Below are 16,252 nucleotides of genomic sequence, written 5' to 3' on the forward strand. Positions count from 1 at the left end.
TCAGGTGCTTGTGTTGGATTGGTTTGGTGCCTTTCAGTTGGTCTGGTGCAGCAACGCCACCACGGCCGGATCCCAGAGGATCTGCTGGCGGCGCTCTCCCCGACTGCAGAGCGGCAGGGCGACGCCCCAGTCGCGACCGGCTTCTGTGAGCTGCCAGTCGTCGTCCTCGTTGCGCTGCTGCAATCCGGTGGCAGCGAGTCGCTGGTTGGTGTGGCGAAGCGTGCCATCCAGTCGGTCAGCTACCTGATCAGCCGTGAGCCAGGCCACCCCTGCGCGCTGCGAGACGCGTTGCTTCACGCCAGCGGCGGCGGGACTGCTGTGGGCCTGGATCTCCTCCAGGACGCTGAGCAGGGCATCGGCATGGGACACCCCGGTGAGGTGGATGATCTCGTCGGCCCCGCGCAGCACCTCTGCTGCGGTCTGCCTGCGGATCGCCTCGATGCTGCGTCGCGGCAGCTCTCCGTTGCCCTCTTGGCGGCGCTGCAGAGCGGGCAGCAGTTCGTGGGTGAGCCAGCGCCGCATCCGCGGTGCGCTGGGGTTGTCGCTGTTCAGCAGCCTGCGCAGCAGCGTGGCTTCGTTGATCAGCGCCAGGGTGAAACCACCGGCGCCGGGACCCTCCTCTGAATGGAGGCAGTGCTCCTCCTCGTCTCTCCTATTCGCCATGGCCCAGACCATCGGGCTCTCCGCCAGCGCAGCGCAGGCATCGGCGACGACGATCCAGGCCTCGCCCTGCTGATCGGTGCTCACCCGGATGCGGTGCCCCTCGAACAGGTATGGCACCAGAGCGGACGTGTTGCTCATGGCTGGGAAGACGAGGGGACAGGGGCGTCATGCCGCGACGCGAACTCTGCGGGGGTGAAACCCCCAGGGGTCGCTGCCAGTGGAGCCGGCACCGGGCCGGCCAGGACCAGCAGAACCGTGCTCAGCTGCAGGGCCAGCACCAGCCACAGCAGCCACTGCAGCTGCCGCAGGTCGCCCAGTCGCACGGTGGTGGTGATAAGCCGGCGCGTGCGGCAGAAGGCCGGCAACTGTGGTTGCGCCATGGGCCGCGGCGCACGGCCGGGGTGTTGGGGGTGGGCCATCAGAACGGCACCTCCTCATCGGCGAACTCATCGCCGTAGTCCTCCCCATCCGCCAGCGGAATCGCCCGCTGCTGGCGGGCGGCAGCTTCATCGGAGCGGTAGGCCTGCTCCGCCGCCTCGATCCAGGCGGGATCGGTGCCCTCCCGGATGCTCAGCGGGCCGTAGAAGCCGATCGTGACGTTGCGCGGCACCGCATCGGCCGCCGCCTGGTCTTCGATCTTGGGGCCCTTGGGGTTGCCGTCCTGGTCGTACTGCTGGGCCCAGCGGGTCTCGAGCACCAGCACATCCCCCACATTCAGCCGGCCGCGGCGATGCTGACGCCGTGCCTCGATCCAGTCGCCGAAGCCCTTGGCCTTGAGGATCAGCCGCACCCGATCCCCCGGTGCCGGAACGCCGCCCTCATCACCGATGCGAGCCTCCATCGTCGTGCCGGGCATGGCGATCGCATGGACGACCATCTCCTGCTTGACCTTGGGTCGGCCCTGGCGGTCGGTGCCGTTGGGGATCGGCTCCATCGCCCCGCTGGTGAGGTTCTTGCGCAACCGGTCGCGCTGCTCGGGCCGCACGATCGACAGAACGGCCACCTCACCGAGGCGCTGCTGCCTGATCACCGGCGCCGCGATGCGGCTGCCGTCGTTGAGTTCAATCGCCATGGGACTTGCTCGAAAGAGTGGACGGGGAAGAGGACAGGGGAAGCAGGGGCTCCAGGCCGGCCCCCAGCCGCAGCAGGTGATGGGCGGCGCCGGAGAGGCTCAGTTGGTGCTCGGCCGACAGTTGCCGCACCTGCCGGTAGACATCGCTGTGCACGCAGACGCACAGGTAGTGACGGCCGTGCTGCGACCGCGGCTGGGGCCTGGCGTAGGCGCGGCGGCAGACGGTCATGGCGTCCCCCCGGCCAGCTCACGCTCGAACACGTCGATGAAGTCCTTGTGGCGCCGCTGGGTGATGCGGTCCTTGATCGTCCGCACCTCTCTGGGCACCTGGAAGTGGTGGCGGAACTCGATCGTGAACCGCTTGCGCGCCTCCTGAGGCATCGCCCCGAGGAACTTGTGCAGGGTGGCGATCTCCTCGTCCGTCAGGGGCTCCAGGCCGGAGTCGCTGGCTTCGGGGCCATCCGGAGCGCCGGTGTCCCACTCGTCGCCTGCGGCTTCAGGGTCGTCCGCAGCGGGGGAGGCGGCTGCACTGCCGGCGCCCGCGGTGACCGCCACCGACGGCTGCGTTTGCTTTGGCTCGATAGTCCGAGGAGCGCTGCCCACGGGAATGCCCAGCAGGCCCGCCAGCAGGGAGGCGGTGAGCGCATGCCAGGCCGCGCTGCCCTCCTGGGGAGCCTGGGCCTCGCTGAACTCCTCGGCGCCGCCGCGGTGCCGCAGGGTCACCCGCAGCACTTCATGCTCCTCGTTGATCAGCTTCTGGGCGCTGAAGGAGAAGCCCAGGGCAAAGGCCGGCGCCGCCGCCTGAACGACCTCCTGCATGGAGGAGTCGGCGATGGCAGCCATCTGGGACTGGAACTGGGCCAGGCCCTCGGCCCACTGGGCGCGGGCCTGCTCGCGGCTCTGCAACAGGGCCTGGTTGAGATCAAAGGCGGCGGTGGGACCTGGCGTCGGCTCCATCCGCCCGCAAGGGGTGGTGGTCATCGAAGGCACTGCGGGACCGGCGCCCGCTTGCCTCGAATATTAGCGGCTCGCTAATCCGAATCTGTAGCTTGCGCAACGCAGGGCATGGCGTACTCCGAACCTGCTCCGGAGCCTTTCGTGCCTGCCTCAGCTGGCGCTTGTCTTGGTGGACCACTCCTCCAGCCAGCGCTGCGGCAGCCACGCCTCTCCGTCCCACATGCCCTGCAGCTGCTCGGCGGAATACGGCTCAAAGCCGGCCAGCATCGCCTGAAAGGCCTGCCGCTGCTTGACTGGCGCCGCCTTGGCGGCGGAACTCAGGGCCTCCATCACGCCGATGCCATGCTGCTTGGCGGTCTGCGCCAGCTGGCCGCGCCATTGCTCGCTCAGCTTCGCCGCTTCTGCGGCATCGACCTCGGGCTGGGCCGGCACGGCAGGCGCCTGGTAGGCGCTCGGCACCGGCAACAGCCCCAGGTGACAGCTCCAGAACTCCGCTGGCCCCCACACCCGCTCCTCGTCATCCACCAGGGGCTTGGCCTGGCTGATCAGATCCTTGAGGGCGCGGGTGCGCACGCCACTGAAGTCTTTGGCGGCTAGCCGGCGGTTGACCTCGGCGAGGGCAAAGAAGCTCTCCGGGCGTGGCTTGGGCGCCTTGCCGTTCTCGAACACGCTCAAGGTGCTGGGGGCCATCACTTCAAAGCCGGCCTCCTTGGCCCACTTGTAGGCCGTGTACTGGGTCCAGTTGTTCAGCTCCCGCCAGCGCCTCAGCATCCGGCCGAACTCCTGACCGGCTTCCAGTTGCCTGGCCTCGATGTACCGGTACTCAGAGGACATCAGGACTGGGTTCTGGCCATTAGCGAAAGGCTAAGGCTTCTGCTGCCGATTGGAATCGGCAGCACCGTGATACCAGCGGCCATGGGCCCTGGCCCGCTGTCGCCACTGCCGGCCCTTGCCGCGCCGAATCTCAGGCTCCACCAGGCCACAGAAAACGGCTTGATCAGGCGGGAACAGCGGCGCAGGCCAGCAGATGGCCTCCCGCAGCAACCGCTCCAGCTGCAGGCGTTGCTCCGGCTTCAGCAACGCCACGGGCTCGACGATGCGGCTGTCGGGCCCCAGGGTCCAGTCGTCGCGTTGGCAGCCGTAGACCCAATCACGGCCGTCGGGCGCCTGCGCCCAATGCAGGGCGCCGAGCTGGTCACGCTCGATCGCGATCTCCAGCTGCCAGCCGCTGGCCAGATCGAGCCGCATCCGCCCCCACCAGATCTCACTCCAGGGCCTCTCTGCCAGGAAGGCCTCTCCCGCCAGCAGCGCCCGCAAGGCCTGCTGGATCTCGGCGGCGCAGCAGCGGCTCAGGGGGTGCAGAGCGGGTGACGCAAGCCATTGCCACGGCACCACAACGCCCACTCCCCTGGGGCGATCGGTTTGCCGCAACAGCGGCAATGGCCGGGATGGCGGACGCGGATGCGGCAAAAGCCATGGGGGTCGGCTGTGGGCTGCCTGTGGGGCACCCCTGCCGTCGGCACTCCTGGCGCGGACGCTGCAGAGGGAGGGTGCCCGCTGACCTGCAGGCCGTGCTCGCGGATCAGGCGACAGGCCAGGAAAGCGCTGGTGCGCGCCTCCTCCAGGTGGGGTGAGGCGCTCATGGCCACCAGCTTGCGGACCTTCTCCGCTGCCCGATCCACCGCTGCGCTGTCGACCATGCCCTATTCGCCAACCGGATCAGCTTAGCGAGCCTGTGCCAGCATGAATAAGCTGATTCGACATGCCGAGGTTTCCATGCCCTCGATGATGACCCCGCTCTCCGTGCAGTTCACGCTCGAGCAGCGGGACTGGCTGGATGCGCGCACCCGCGGCGGTGTGCTCTCGCGTTCCTCGGTGATCCGCCTGATCGTGGCCGAGGCCATGGAACGCGACGAGCTGGCCAGCAGCCCCCGTAAGCGTCAGGGACAACATGGCCAGCGCTGAAGCGGCCACCAGTCCCACTCAGGCCTGCATCGACTGCGCTGCCGCCAAGCAGTTCCTCTCCCTGCTGGGCAAGGACCCGGCCAGCGCCAGGCTGCGCGCCTTTCCCCACCGCGCCAACCCCGCCAAGGGGGAGATCGGTGCCCGCAAAGGGCCCTTCGAGCTGGCGGTGGCGGAGCAGTGGCAGCGGGAAGGTCGCGGCATCTACCTGGTGATCAACGACGGCGGCGACCGCAAGAGCGAGATCACGGCCTGCCGGGCGTTTTTTGTGGAGTGGGACGACCGGCCGATCGCCTGGCAGCTGAACGCCTGGCGGGAGCTGGGGCTGCCGGAGCCCTCGCTGATCGTGCTCAGCTGCGGCAAGTCGGCCCACTGCTACTGGCTGCTGGAGCAGCCCATCCCGCCAAAGGAGTGGGCGCCGCTGCAGGCCGAGCTGATCGCCTATGCCGGCGGCGATCCCCACTGCAAGGACGCCTCACGGGTGATGCGGCTGCCGGGCTGCTGGTACGTGGATGCCGGCGGGCAGCCCACCGCCCTGGTGGAGCTGGTGCACGTGAGCGCTCAGCGCTACTCGCCGGAGGACATCGCCCTGGCGCTGCTGCCCGATGAGTTCGCCGAACCCGCTGCAGGCACCACGCCGCAACAGGAGATTCCCCTGGAGCAGCCCTACGAGGTTCCAGGCACTGGGATTCCACTGCCCGAGCTGGGAGACGAGGACTTCGGACAGCCGCGGCCGCTGGAGCAGATCCGCAGCGCTCTGGCCGCCATCCCCCGCCGTGTGGCCGGCAGCAACACCTACGCCGACTACCGCAACCTCCTCTGGGGGTTGATCCAGGCCTGCGAGCAGGCCGGCCACGACCGGGAGCTGGCGATCGCCCTGATGGAGGCCCACAGCCCTTCCGCCAGCTGCGGCTGGGACATCCGCCAGGTGGCCAGCTCCGGCGGCGAGCAGATCAGCGCCGCCACCTTCTGGTTCCACGCGCGTCAGCACGGCTGGTTGCCGCCGCAGCCGGACCACACCCCCAGGCCTCCTGGGGCGCAGACCACAGGCAGCCGTCGAAGCCAGGGCGACACCGGCGGGCGCCATCCCGGCGGCAAGGGGCCTGGCTCTGGTGCAGGCCCGCACCGTTTCTCTCCCAGACCCGACACCCGGGTGCGCTGGGGAAAGGTGCACCTACCGATTAACCGCCGCCTCAACGCCTTGGAGCACTGCATCCGATCCCTGGTGGGCCGCGAGCGCAACAGCCTGCGCCGCTCGGCCCGCGTGCGCGAGGCCCATTCAGCCCTGCAACTCAAGACCGCCCTGCGCCCGCAGGAGATCGGTCAGCTGATCCTCGAGGCCCACGACCTACGCAATGGCAATCGCTTCCGCGGTCTCGATCTGGCCGAGCGGCTGGCGATGCCGCAACCGGTGGTGGCCTGGGAGATCCCCGGCTGCATTCCCCGCCGCGACCTCTCGATCGTGGGCGGCCGGGCCAAGGTGGGCAAGACGCGGCTGGTCCATGCCCTGGCACGCTGCCTGCTCTGCGCCGAGGACTTCATCGGCTTCGGGGCGCCGGAGGAACCGCGGCCGGTGATCCTGGTGACCGATGACCAGGGCGATGGCGACACCGCCCAGATGCTGCAGCAGCTCGGGATCTGGGATCACCCGTTGCTGCTCTGGTCACGCCGGTTCCGGGCCACCGAGGCCAACCTCGATGCCCTGCTGGCCTGCCTGGCCGCCCACCCTGGCGCGGTGGTGATCCTCGATTCACTGCGCTCGATCACCCGCAGCTGCTGCTTCGGCGAGAACGACCCGGAGATGGGGTCGCTCATCTACGACCTCAAGCACCAGATCACCGATGCCGGCGGGACTTTGCTGCTGATCCACCACTGCAACAAGGCCAACGACACCACCGGCACCGAGGCCCTCTCGGGCCACAACGCCATCGCCGGGGCGGCCAACACGATCCTGACCCTGCACTACCTGGCCAAGGGCAACCGGCTGATCAAGGATTCACCCCAGCGCCGCCTGGTGCGCGAGGCCCGCTCCGGCCCACCCGCGGATCTGGTGGTGGCGATCGACGGCAACAGCGGCGCCTTTGCCCGGCTGGGCACCTACGACGATCTGCAGGAGCAGCAGGAGCAGGAGAGCGATCTCGATCGCGCTGCCCAGCGGGTGCGCAAGGCCAGCGAGAAGCAGAAGGAGGCTCTGCGATATCTCCAGGCCTTGCACACCAACGGTCTGGCCGGGGTGGGTCTGCTGGAGCTGCTGCAGGCCATTGACCTGGCGCCGGCGGAGGCTCGGCTGATGAGAGATCTTGAGGGTGAGGCCCTGAGCGCCTACAAGACCCTCGGACGGTTTTTCGGGAAGCTCGACGGCCTGGTGACAACCACCCGCGTCTCAACCGGCGGCCAGAGCTACTACCTGCGCTATGGCCTCAGCGCAGCCGGCGCGGAATGGCTGGCACGTGAGTTCGAACTTTAGGGATGGAAACTTCAGATTCTTGTGGAGCTCCTCCAGCGCAAGTGTTCTGGCGCTTCATGGCCGCTGGAAACAACCTGGAAACTTGGGATTCTTGGAGGTCCTGCCTGCCCCTCAGCTGCGCTGGCGCCCTATTCCTCAGGCGCATCAGAGGGCTGGAAACTTCGGAAACTTTGAAACCCTCTCCAGTGCAGGCGTTCTCACGCACGGTGGCGGGTGGAAACAACCTGGAAACTTGTGAAAACCCTGCGGCGCAGCGGTTTCACAAGAATCACAAAGTTTCACTCGTCCTGGATCCTCTCAGATCCATTGCGCCGCAACGGGTTCTAAAGAATCACAAGTTTTTAGTGCTTCACGTGAGGCTCTGGTGATGGTGCAACGCACGACCACCAGTCCACTCACCATCTCGGCCGGCACCTGGCTCAGGCCGATCCCAGGCCTGCGTCGCACGGATCCGGAGCACCGCTACTGGCTGGGGGAGCACCTGTTCGCCGTGTCCGTCACCGGCGTGGTCGGCTCAGCCAAGAGCGACTGGGCGATGGCCCGCATCGAGGCCACCCGCCACATCTGGGAGCCGAGGGGCCACACCGTGCACCTGGCGCTGGAGGCGCTGCTGCACAGCCGCTTCCATCCCCTCCCCCAGCAACGCCAGCAGGCCAGCCAGCAGCTGCAGCACCTGCGCTCGGGCGACTACCGGGACTGGATCGAGCCGCTGCTGGCCCACCCCCACTGGCAGCAGGTGACGGTGATCGCCTCCGAACGCCCCACCTGCTGTCTGATTCGCAACCAGGCCGGCACCTACGACACCGGCTACATCCAGCACGCCTGCGGCCTGCGGGTGCTGGCCGACCTCAAGACCCTCTCCAGGCCCGGCTCGGGCAGCTACTGCACCCGCGCCCAGCTGGGGGGCTACATGGCCCTGGAGGCGACCTGGGGCGTGCACTACGACGCCGGCCAGACGATCTGGGCCCGGCCTGGGGAGGCCCGCTTCTCGCCGCTCTATTCCCGCGAGGAATGCCTGGCGGCCTGGGCAGCGGCTTGGGCGGGCTACGTGAGCAGGTTCCGGCCGTGGTGATCCACTGTCCGAACCCATCTGTTCGGACTATCGAGCCGCTATGGTTTGTTACAGGTCGCTTGCCTGCGCCTCTCCCCTCCTTCGCTGGCTCTGCTGATGGCTGCCACCACCGCGAGCGCTGCTCCTCTGGCTGCCCCCCTGGCGGGCGCCGCCCTCGACGCACTGCTCGATCGCATCACGGTCCTCAAGCTGCAGCAGAAGGCGATCGAAGCCGAGCTCTCCCCGCTGCTGGAGCAACTCAGCGGGGCCCTGGAGGCCGGCGAGCTGGATGCCTCCTTCTCCCACAACGGCTGCAGCTTCTGCTGGTCGGCCGGGCGCACCAGCTACGCCTACCCCGAGCCGCTGCAACAGCAGGAGCAGGCCCTCAAGGAGGCCCAGCGGTTGGCAGTCGCCACCGGCTCTGCCACGGAGAAGCACGGCAAGGCGTTCTGGTCGATCAAGCCCGGCCGGAGCTGAACGATGGCCAATCCCCAGAAGCGCAAGGGGGATGCGGCCGAGCGGGAAGCGGCCCAGCTGCTGAGCGATCTGCTGGGCCTGGTGGTGCGGCGCAAGCTCGGCGCCGGCCGCACCACCACGGCCGGCGGTGACACCGGCGACCTCGATGGCGTGCCGGCCCATGTGATTCAGGTGGCCAGCTGGGCCAACACCGCCGCCGCAGCGCGCCTCAAGCCAGACGAGGCCGCCCTGCAGGCCGAGCACGCCGCCGTGCCGTTCGCGGCGACGTTGGTGCGCTTCCGCGGCGGCACCTGGCGGGTTGTGCTCACCCCCCAGCAGTGGGCTGCCTACGTGAGCTGGATCCTGCGGCAGTCCCCCCAGGGGACGGCGCTCCCTGATCTGCCGCCCAGTAGTGGAGGTGGAGCATGAGCCCCGAGCAGCCACCGACAGCGGGCGCTTGCTCAGAGGCGGGCACTGAGTCGCTGGAGGAGCTGCGTGCTGCCCCGACCCAGCAGGACGACGATGGCCAGCCCGTCTGGCCGGCTGCAGACCCCAGCAGGCCGGTGGGGAAGGGCAACCCGCCGCGGGGCCGCCGCAGCCAGAGCCACAAGCCCCGGGCCACCCACATGGAGGTGGAGACGCGCATCGCTGAGGCGCAGCTGTGGATCGCCCAGCGGCTGCCGTTGGCACAGATCAGGGAAAAAGCAGCCCAGAACTGGGGAATCACCAACATCAAAACGATCAGTCGTTATCTGGCGCTGGCTCGGCAGCGCATGGTGGAGGAGCTAATCACCGATCGGCGCCGCCACCAGGCTGAGCAGATCTTTGCCCTGAACGATTGCGCCCGCCGGGCGATGGACGCCGAGCAGTTCAACGCGGCGGTCGGCGCCTTCCGGGTGATTGCCGAGATCGGCGGGCTACTGCGGGCACCGATCAAGCCGCCGGAGCCACGGGCATGACAGCGAGCACCACCACCACCGCGATGCCAGCACCGGTGCTGACGTCACCGGCTCCTGCAGAAGGCGGCCTGCTGCTGAGCGAGCTCGACCCCTGGGGTGATGCCGGCCTGCTGCATCTGCCCGCGGCCACGGCTGCCGAGCCAGCGGAACCCCAGAGCCTGCGCAGCTTCATCGCCGAGGCCTACCCCCGCTATGGCTTCCACCGCTGGGCCGAGTTGCTGATCGAGCTGCTGCAGGCCGTCGCTGATGGCCAACTGAGCCGGCTGATCGTCACCTGCCCACCCCGCCTGGGGAAATCGCTGCTGGTGTCAAAGCTGTTCCCGGCCTACTTCCTGCAGCGCTACCCGCACCTGTTTGCGGCGATTGCCTCCTACTCAGCCGAGCTGGCCTACGCCCACTCCCGAGAAGCGCGCCACTTCTACCGGGTGACCGGCCACTTGCTGGCCCGGGACTCGGCGGCGGTGGGCAACTGGCTTACCCGCCAGCGGGGCGGCTGCATTGCTGCTGGTGTCGATGGCCCCTTCACGGGCAAGGGCTACAGCTTGGGGATCATCGATGACCCCTACAAGGGCCCCGGTGATGCCGCATCCCCGGCGCTGCGCCAGAAGCTGATCGACTGGCTGCGCTCGGTCTGGCTCACCCGGGCTGAGCCGGCCATGGTGCTGGGAGCAGACGGCAGCGAGCAGCCGAATCTTTCGGCTCAGGTGGTGGTGCTCACCCGCTGGGACCACCAGGACGTGATCGGCTGGCTGTTGGAGCAGGAGCTGGGCGAGGCCCCCCAGCACTGGACCGTGCTGGACCTGCCGGCCATCGCGGAAGACCCCGCCGAACGACCCAAGCTGCCTCCCACCTGCACCCTGATCCCCGACTGGCGCCAGGCGGGTGAGGCGTTGTGCCCGGAGCGGTTCCCCCTGCCGGAACTGCTCAAGATCAGAGCCCGACTGGGGGTGTACTGGTGGGCGGCGTTGTACCAGCAGCGGCCAAGCCCGGCATCGGGCTCAATCTTCCTGCGCCAGTGGATCCGGCCGCCCTTCCCCCGCGAGCAAGGCAGCCAGCGCCAATACGCACTGCTGGCCCTCTCGTGTGACCTGAGCTTCAAGGGGGAGGCGGAGAGCGACTACTGCGGCTTCTGCCTGGCCGGCTTGCTGGCACCACCGGTCCGGAATGCCATCCCCCGAACGGGTGAACCGCAGGGCCCATCCGGGCCCAAAGAGTTGGAGATCGAGGTGCTCTGGTCCGCCCGGCACCGCTTTGGCCTACCGGAGGTGATCCGCTTCCTGCTGGGTTGCCTGGAGGCATTGGAGCAGCAGGGCCTGCGTCCCAATGCCGTGCTGATCGAAGACGCCGCCAACGGTCCAGCGGTGCTGCAAACCCTGCGGCGCCGCGTGCCGGGGATGCTGCCGATCACTGCCCGCGGCAGCAAGGAAACTCGCGCCCATGCGGTCGCCCCCCTGGTGGAAGCCGGTCAGATCCGCTTTCACCACCGTGCTCAGCCGCTGGTGGAGGAGGCCATCCGCTTCCCCAAGGGCAGCAAGGACCTGGTGGATGCCTTCTGCCACGGCGCGCTTTGGCTGGAGGGCCGCTACTGGAAGGCCCAGGGCATCCAGCCGGTGGTGACGCCACTGCTGGTGAGCCGGTGAGCGTACCGATGGTGTCCGCAGTGCGGGAACATCCCAAGCCTTCCGCAGTGGAGAGCCCACGCCCTGTCTTGCTGACTCCTCCTGCTGTGCAGATGGTGCTGCCGCTCACGGTGGTGCTGGTGGGCAATGCCGCTGGGGCGGAGCGAATGCTGCGGGAACAGCGCCACCGCCGGCCGGCGTGCCATGCCCGAGCACAGCAGCTGGAGATCAACCTGCAGGCACCGGTCCATCACCCGCCCAGAGCCCAGGGTCAGCAGTCCGTGCGCTGCAGGCCGCGGCGGCAACGGCCGGTGCGACCCCATGCCGCTGCAGACGCCCTGGCGCTGGAGCACCGGGACCTGGCGGAGAAGATCGCGGGCAACTTCGCTCGGCGCACTGTTCACCCCAGGGAGGACTTGCTGCAGCTGGCGATGATCGGGCTGATCAAAGCGGCACGGCGCTACGACCCCTCACGAGGCCCATTCCGGCCCTACGGGCGCACCTATGCCAATGGGGAAATCACCCACTTTCTGCGGGACAACGGCTTCCTGCTGAAGGTGCCGCCGACATGGCGGGAGCTGCATGCGCGGGGGCAGCGGTTGCTGACCTCAGGAGTTGGCGTGGGCGAGATGTTGGAGCGATTAGGGATCAGCCGGGAGCAGTGGATTCAGATCGTTGACGCCTGCTCAGTTCGGGTGGTTGCTTTTCCTGTTGATTGAACGCCGCGATCAGAAGCGGGGAGCAGCCTCAGCAGGGGTGGCGCCACCTGCTCCCTACTTCTTCATCTTGACGCTAGGTATCGACGAATGAACAATATCTGTGACGCGCAATTAGCATGCTTTGCTGATTGCATCTAGAAGTGAAAGAATTGTAATTAGTCTTGATTCATTGCGACCAACTGGTTTTGCCTTTAGCCACGCGCCGACATTGTGAAAATTGTTGCCCTGTCGCTTTATTCCTGTAGTATAAAGTGCGCCTACAGCCAATGATTCATTCATGGCATCCAATGATCTCTTGCTTCGATGGGCTATATGATTCCGTAATGCGATAACAGCGTTAACCACTGCTTTTTGAGAAGAGGTTAGGTTTGCGAATTTGTCCGCGTGCTGCTGAACAAGCCATATCCTAGCCCGATCTTCGAGCAAGGCGAAGCTTGAAAATGTAATATTGCTGCCAGAACTATTGGCAAGCGATTGCACATCTGCCTTGGTTAAATGCGATGGGAACTCGAGCTTGCCGTACTTCAAAAAGACCATGTTCGCCTTGTCATGCTCCGTGAGGTGCTCATTAAAGGAGTTCTTTAGGTGCTGCTTAAACTGAGCAGAGTCTGAATTGATGTATGCAATAAAGATATCACTGACAAAACCTTCCCAGGCAACTGCCGCCGCAAGAAGGCTGTATTCAGCTAATCTTGACTTGTCTCCATCTTTCGAAAGTCCACTAATCCCATCCATATAGAAGGTCTTGATGTCGCCCAGTTGTTCGACGAAGTCGTCAATGATGCATTGAGGGGAGATCTTTCTCATCTATCTGGATCTGGTTAATCTAGGTTAGACATGGGCATGGGCGTGGAGGCCTCGTCTTGCAAGAGCGCTTCCGGCGACCCTTCTCGGGAAGGCCTAACGCTCCAGATCAGAAGCTAGAAAGTCTTGTCATCTTGATAAGCAACTTTTTGCCCGGTTTCCGAATCTGGATGCTAGCCGACGCTTTCGACTATTTCTAGAGGGATGGATCTTTATTCATCTCCGAGAACTGGCGATATACCAAGGATAATGCGAGATTGCTGGCCGCACTTCCTGCATTTCCACTTGATCCCTGGCTTGATATCTTGTTGAAAGATCCATGCTTCTTCCATGCATTCCTTGTTTGAGCACTGCAATGGCTGAGTTATTGGCTGCCATTCTGCCTGCCCATCAGGCAATGACATAACCCTGTACTGGGCTTGGCACTCTAAGCACGTAGCGACGCTGTCTTCCATTGACGGAGGCAGCCTCCCGTAGACCTTTGCGCCACACCTGACGCATTTAATCTCAGAAGATATCTTGAAATCTGAATTGATAATCTGTGACTCAAAAACCTCCTTGAGGATTGCTGCCAACTCCCTACACTTTGCCAAAATCTTTCCGGCACTTTCGGGCGCGCCCGCATCTGCTTGGGCCTTAGTTGGAGTGTGCAAGTACGAGCCTAGTCTGTCATAAAAACTATCTATTTCTTCTAGCTTCAATACTCGCTCTCTCCCCAGGCAATGCATGATTGACGCTGGCTGCCCTTCCTGATCCGGCTCTCCAATGCTGATGATGGCGTCTTTGTCTGCATGTGGATCGACTTCAAGAAGCAGTCTCAGAAGTTTCTTGGGCTGCCATTTCGAGAGCTTATTCCAAGATGTATCAGTTGCATAATGCTTGGCTCGTTCATAAACGAGAGCTTCCAAGGCCATTCTTAGCTCCAAAGCAGCATAGCGAAGCCTGTTTGTGTCAGTAGACTCCATTTCTTGGAGTGCTCGCTCAAGGGATTGCTTCGCTGCTGCCCGATAATTCTTCATTGCCCCTGATTTTTAGTATTGGCCGACTAGCGGCTAAATGGGCTGATCTTCGTAAAAAGAGAGCCAGGCCATTTGTGATCCGAATAAGAACCCGAAGTCATTACGAGTTGAAGTCTAAACCCGCTGTGCGGCAGTCGACCCTGAGCGGGCGGCTCATCTTGCCTGGATCTTCTGTGGACCCTGACAAGAACTCAGCACACCCACCCCGGGTGACCTGCTTGTCCTGATGCTCTGACCGAAACAATGCAAATCCTGCATGGCTTCCCCTTCCGCCGATTGCTGCCACTGGCAAGAGCTTGACCCCACCAGCAGCCCGTGCCCACCGCCCGCCGCCGTAGGACAACCACCACCAGGAGTCCCGCTTCCCCATCAGAGACGCAACCCCAAGCCCCTGCCGAGCCCCCCTGGCTGGAACACCCCACCCTCGCTGGCCTCCGCGAACGCCTGCAATTGGTCTACGACTGCTGGACCCTGCTGGAGCTCCCTGACGGCACCAGCCGCCGGCCGGTCTATCTCCCCCGCGGCATCGAGGAGCCCGAGACCTGCTATCTCAAGCGCCTGGAAGCAGCCCGGCCAACGGGCTTCTACCGCGATGCCCTGCGCACCTACGCGGGGATGCTGTCGCGCCTGGCCTGGCAGGAACTGCCCGACTCCCTGACCCGCGTGGCCACCGATGTGGACGGCCAGGGCACGGACCTTGGGGTGTTCCTCTTCCTGGCCGACCTGCTCACCCTGCGGGATGGCGGCTGCCTGATCCTGCAGCTGCCGCCCCAGCACCGCTGGCCCTCAGAGGGTGATCGGCTGGAGGCCCTCGCCAAGGGCGACCGGCTCTCCCTGCCGCGGCTGCAGCTGGTGCCCCGGCGCGACCTGCTCAACTGGCGCCTGCCCACCGATACCGCCAGTGCGGCTCCGGCGTCGGGCCCGGTGGAGATCGTCTGGCGGGAGCCGCGCCGTCAGGCCCTGCCGCCCCGCTTCGCCAGTGGCAATGCCGCGGTCCCCACGGTGGTGCTCGACGCCCACGGCGGACTGGTGCCCGATCCGCAGGCCTGGCTCTACCGCAGCCTGTCGGTGAGCGACGACGGGCTGGTGCTGCGCAGCTGGCAGGCCAAACTCAATCCCGGCGCCGTCGCTGGCTACGACGTGGTGCCGGTGGGTGAGCCGGAACGGATGCCCCAGCGCTTTGACCTGCCGGCCCTCTGGTACTCGGTGGATGGCACCGCCTTTGGCGAGGGCGATCTGCCCCACCTGGGCCTGGCGCACCAATACCTCAACCACTACCGCTGCCGCAGCGAATACGAGGATCTGTTGTCACGCACTGCCCTGCCAGTGGGCGTACGCACCGGCCTGGTGGATGCCTACGGCTTCCGGCGCAGTGATGGCGCCCTGGGTTCTGGTGCTTCCACCGGCGGAACAGATGCCCAACGCCCGCAACGCCTGGTGCTCTCCACCTCCTCCTTCATGGACCTACCAGAGGGGGCCAAGTTCCAGTGGGTCGAAATAGAAGCGCGTTCACTGGCAGAGCACCGGGCTTACCTGCAGCAGCTGGAAGAGGCGATGCGCCGTGATGCGTTGATCCCTGCCGGCGGCCATGGTCCAGCTCGCACCGAGCTGGAGATTTCGCTCACCGCCGGCCAGAGCTTTGCCGTGCTGCAGTCGCTGGCAGGCCAAAAGCGCTCGATGCTCAGCACCCTGCTGCGCCAGTGGACCCGCCTCACCGGCGAAAAGCTCTCCGACACCCCGCCCTGCAGCGTGGAGATCTGCCCGCTGGTGCCACCCCAGCCGCCGCGCAAACCCCAGCCCTCGGTGCAGGAGTGGCTGGTGCTGCATGAGCGGGGAGTGATCGACGGCGCCGAGCTGCGTCAGCAGCTGGGGCTGAGCGAGCACAACGGGGGCAGCTGATCTGGCAAGGGAGGGCATGACCCAATCCTCCCCACCCACCTGCACCTGGCGTCCCGGTGATGCCGAGGCCTTGCGCATCGCCCTGTCCATCCCTGTGACCAGTGCCACCCTGGCGGCCCTGAACCGGGAGATGGCCCAGCTGCAGACCCGCTACCCCACAGGGGTCTGCACCGCCCAGGGCCACCTCGATGCCATTGCGGCGCTGAATGAGAAGCTGGCCGCACTGACACCAGCGGAGGTGAACAGCCCGGTGCGCAGCCGGCGCAAGGGCGTGGCCGGTGGCGTGGTGCCCAACCCACTGCCATTGAGCAAGTTGGCGGTGGTGGAGTACGCCACCGAACTGCTGTTGGAGGAAACCGAGAGCGAGTGGAACCCTGCGGGCCCCTCACCGGCGGTGGTGCTGGCGAAACAGCGCAGCCGGCACATCGGCCAGCTGGCGCTGCTGCTGCCGCGGCTGCAGAACTGGCGCCAGTGCAACCCCGACCCCTTTCGGGGATCCCTGGTGCGGTGACGTGACCCCCTTTGTCGGTCCAGTCCTTATGAGAGTGGGTGGATGTGGTCATGCTGCAACTCCCTGTTGAGCTGCCTCCAGGGGCGTACGCCCC

The 16,252-nt window shown here is 65.9% G+C and carries 19 protein-coding genes; 10 read left to right on the top strand and 9 right to left on the bottom strand.

From position 1 onward, the window contains the following. Positions 1–33: 33 nt before the first annotated feature. The 7 genes from CJZ98_RS12525 to CJZ98_RS12555 form a co-directional block, all read right to left on the bottom strand. Entirely contained in the window at positions 34–801 is a 768-nt protein-coding gene (locus CJZ98_RS12525; protein ID WP_094591470.1) for a BRO-N domain-containing protein, read from the bottom strand. Next, entirely contained in the window at positions 798–1,043 is a 246-nt protein-coding gene (locus tag CJZ98_RS12530) for a hypothetical protein (RefSeq protein WP_157910975.1), read from the bottom strand. The genes CJZ98_RS12525 and CJZ98_RS12530 overlap by 4 nt, the downstream gene beginning before the upstream one ends. A gap of 38 nt (positions 1,044–1,081) precedes the next feature. After that, positions 1,082–1,735 (bottom strand): hypothetical protein, encoded by a 654-nt coding sequence (locus tag CJZ98_RS12535; RefSeq protein ID WP_094591472.1) that lies wholly within the window; start codon positions 1,733–1,735, stop codon positions 1,082–1,084. Continuing rightward, the gene (locus tag CJZ98_RS12540; protein WP_094591473.1) at positions 1,725–1,964 is read right to left on the bottom strand and encodes a hypothetical protein; all 240 of its coding nucleotides are present in this window, start codon (positions 1,962–1,964) and stop codon (positions 1,725–1,727) included. The genes CJZ98_RS12535 and CJZ98_RS12540 overlap by 11 nt, the downstream gene beginning before the upstream one ends. Beyond that, entirely contained in the window at positions 1,961–2,716 is a 756-nt protein-coding gene (locus tag CJZ98_RS12545; protein ID WP_232756450.1) for a hypothetical protein, read from the bottom strand. The genes CJZ98_RS12540 and CJZ98_RS12545 overlap by 4 nt, the downstream gene beginning before the upstream one ends. A gap of 126 nt (positions 2,717–2,842) precedes the next feature. After that, positions 2,843–3,526: a helix-turn-helix domain-containing protein gene (locus tag CJZ98_RS12550; protein ID WP_094591475.1), complete on the bottom strand. Its 684-nt coding sequence runs from the start codon at positions 3,524–3,526 to the stop codon at positions 2,843–2,845. Positions 3,527–3,556: 30 nt separating this feature from the next. After that, positions 3,557–4,123, bottom strand: coding sequence for a DUF7693 family protein (locus CJZ98_RS12555; RefSeq protein ID WP_232756451.1), 567 nt, complete (start codon positions 4,121–4,123; stop codon positions 3,557–3,559). 345 nt (positions 4,124–4,468) lie between these two features. Here CJZ98_RS12555 and CJZ98_RS12560 point away from each other — a divergent pair, with 345 nt between their 5' ends. The 8 genes from CJZ98_RS12560 to CJZ98_RS12595 all read left to right on the top strand — a co-directional run bounded on the left by CJZ98_RS12560 (position 4,469) and on the right by CJZ98_RS12595 (position 11,925). Further along, positions 4,469–4,657, top strand: a complete 189-nt coding sequence (locus CJZ98_RS12560) for a hypothetical protein (RefSeq protein ID WP_232756452.1) — start codon at positions 4,469–4,471, stop codon at positions 4,655–4,657. Then, entirely contained in the window at positions 4,644–7,121 is a 2,478-nt protein-coding gene (locus tag CJZ98_RS12565) for an AAA family ATPase (protein WP_094591478.1), read from the top strand. Before CJZ98_RS12560 ends, CJZ98_RS12565 begins: the two co-directional genes overlap by 14 nt. Positions 7,122–7,488: 367 nt before the next feature. After that, positions 7,489–8,193, top strand: a complete 705-nt coding sequence (locus CJZ98_RS12570; protein ID WP_094591479.1) for a hypothetical protein — start codon at positions 7,489–7,491, stop codon at positions 8,191–8,193. Positions 8,194–8,289: 96 nt separating this feature from the next. Beyond that, positions 8,290–8,649 carry a hypothetical protein gene (locus CJZ98_RS12575; protein WP_094591480.1) on the top strand — a complete coding sequence of 120 codons (360 nt, stop codon included), beginning with the start codon at positions 8,290–8,292 and terminating at the stop codon, positions 8,647–8,649. Positions 8,650–8,652: 3 nt separating this feature from the next. Then, a complete protein-coding gene (locus CJZ98_RS12580; protein WP_094591481.1) occupies positions 8,653–9,057 on the top strand; it encodes a hypothetical protein in 405 nt (134 codons plus the stop codon). 197 nt (positions 9,058–9,254) lie between these two features. Continuing rightward, the gene (locus CJZ98_RS19115; RefSeq protein ID WP_232756453.1) at positions 9,255–9,587 is read left to right on the top strand and encodes a hypothetical protein; all 333 of its coding nucleotides are present in this window, start codon (positions 9,255–9,257) and stop codon (positions 9,585–9,587) included. Beyond that, complete coding sequence (locus tag CJZ98_RS12590; RefSeq protein ID WP_094591483.1) at positions 9,584–11,227, top strand: phage terminase large subunit family protein; 1,644 nt, start codon at positions 9,584–9,586, stop codon at positions 11,225–11,227. The genes CJZ98_RS19115 and CJZ98_RS12590 overlap by 4 nt, the downstream gene beginning before the upstream one ends. A 68-nt stretch (positions 11,228–11,295) precedes the next feature. Further along, complete coding sequence (locus tag CJZ98_RS12595; protein WP_232756454.1) at positions 11,296–11,925, top strand: sigma-70 family RNA polymerase sigma factor; 630 nt, start codon at positions 11,296–11,298, stop codon at positions 11,923–11,925. A gap of 111 nt (positions 11,926–12,036) precedes the next feature. On the opposite strand, the gene CJZ98_RS12600 is transcribed toward CJZ98_RS12595, so the two are convergent. Next, positions 12,037–12,732: a HEPN domain-containing protein gene (locus tag CJZ98_RS12600; protein ID WP_094591485.1), complete on the bottom strand. Its 696-nt coding sequence runs from the start codon at positions 12,730–12,732 to the stop codon at positions 12,037–12,039. 209 nt (positions 12,733–12,941) lie between these two features. Next, positions 12,942–13,637: a hypothetical protein gene (locus CJZ98_RS18365; protein WP_198537767.1), complete on the bottom strand. Its 696-nt coding sequence runs from the start codon at positions 13,635–13,637 to the stop codon at positions 12,942–12,944. Positions 13,638–14,063: 426 nt separating this feature from the next. Between CJZ98_RS18365 and CJZ98_RS12605 the strand changes: the two genes are divergently transcribed. Beyond that, a complete protein-coding gene (locus CJZ98_RS12605; RefSeq protein WP_094591486.1) occupies positions 14,064–15,647 on the top strand; it encodes a DUF4055 domain-containing protein in 1,584 nt (527 codons plus the stop codon). Between the two features lie 16 nt (positions 15,648–15,663). After that, positions 15,664–16,158 carry a hypothetical protein gene (locus CJZ98_RS12610; RefSeq protein ID WP_094591487.1) on the top strand — a complete coding sequence of 165 codons (495 nt, stop codon included), beginning with the start codon at positions 15,664–15,666 and terminating at the stop codon, positions 16,156–16,158. Positions 16,159–16,252 lie beyond the last annotated feature (94 nt).

Origin of the sequence: Vulcanococcus limneticus LL (assembly GCF_002252705.1) — a bacterium.
Lineage (GTDB): Bacteria > Cyanobacteriota > Cyanobacteriia > PCC-6307 > Cyanobiaceae > Vulcanococcus > Vulcanococcus limneticus.

What these genes read in the sequence shown, in the direction of transcription:
- CJZ98_RS12590 (WP_094591483.1), top strand. Translation starts at nt 9,584, where the DNA reads ATGACAGCGAGCACCACCACCACCGCGATGCCAGCACCGGTGCTGACG.
- CJZ98_RS12565 (WP_094591478.1), top strand. Translation starts at nt 4,644, where the DNA reads ATGGCCAGCGCTGAAGCGGCCACCAGTCCCACTCAGGCCTGCATCGAC.
- CJZ98_RS12550 (WP_094591475.1), bottom strand. Translation starts at nt 3,526, where the DNA reads ATGTCCTCTGAGTACCGGTACATCGAGGCCAGGCAACTGGAAGCCGGT.
- CJZ98_RS12560 (WP_232756452.1), top strand. Translation starts at nt 4,469, where the DNA reads ATGCCCTCGATGATGACCCCGCTCTCCGTGCAGTTCACGCTCGAGCAG.
- CJZ98_RS12575 (WP_094591480.1), top strand. Translation starts at nt 8,290, where the DNA reads ATGGCTGCCACCACCGCGAGCGCTGCTCCTCTGGCTGCCCCCCTGGCG.
- CJZ98_RS12540 (WP_094591473.1), bottom strand. Translation starts at nt 1,964, where the DNA reads ATGACCGTCTGCCGCCGCGCCTACGCCAGGCCCCAGCCGCGGTCGCAG.
- CJZ98_RS12545 (WP_232756450.1), bottom strand. Translation starts at nt 2,716, where the DNA reads ATGACCACCACCCCTTGCGGGCGGATGGAGCCGACGCCAGGTCCCACC.
- CJZ98_RS12580 (WP_094591481.1), top strand. Translation starts at nt 8,653, where the DNA reads ATGGCCAATCCCCAGAAGCGCAAGGGGGATGCGGCCGAGCGGGAAGCG.
- CJZ98_RS12535 (WP_094591472.1), bottom strand. Translation starts at nt 1,735, where the DNA reads ATGGCGATTGAACTCAACGACGGCAGCCGCATCGCGGCGCCGGTGATC.
- CJZ98_RS12570 (WP_094591479.1), top strand. Translation starts at nt 7,489, where the DNA reads ATGGTGCAACGCACGACCACCAGTCCACTCACCATCTCGGCCGGCACC.
- CJZ98_RS12530 (WP_157910975.1), bottom strand. Translation starts at nt 1,043, where the DNA reads ATGGCGCAACCACAGTTGCCGGCCTTCTGCCGCACGCGCCGGCTTATC.
- CJZ98_RS12610 (WP_094591487.1), top strand. Translation starts at nt 15,664, where the DNA reads ATGACCCAATCCTCCCCACCCACCTGCACCTGGCGTCCCGGTGATGCC.
- CJZ98_RS12525 (WP_094591470.1), bottom strand. Translation starts at nt 801, where the DNA reads ATGAGCAACACGTCCGCTCTGGTGCCATACCTGTTCGAGGGGCACCGC.
- CJZ98_RS19115 (WP_232756453.1), top strand. Translation starts at nt 9,255, where the DNA reads ATGGAGGTGGAGACGCGCATCGCTGAGGCGCAGCTGTGGATCGCCCAG.
- CJZ98_RS12600 (WP_094591485.1), bottom strand. Translation starts at nt 12,732, where the DNA reads ATGAGAAAGATCTCCCCTCAATGCATCATTGACGACTTCGTCGAACAA.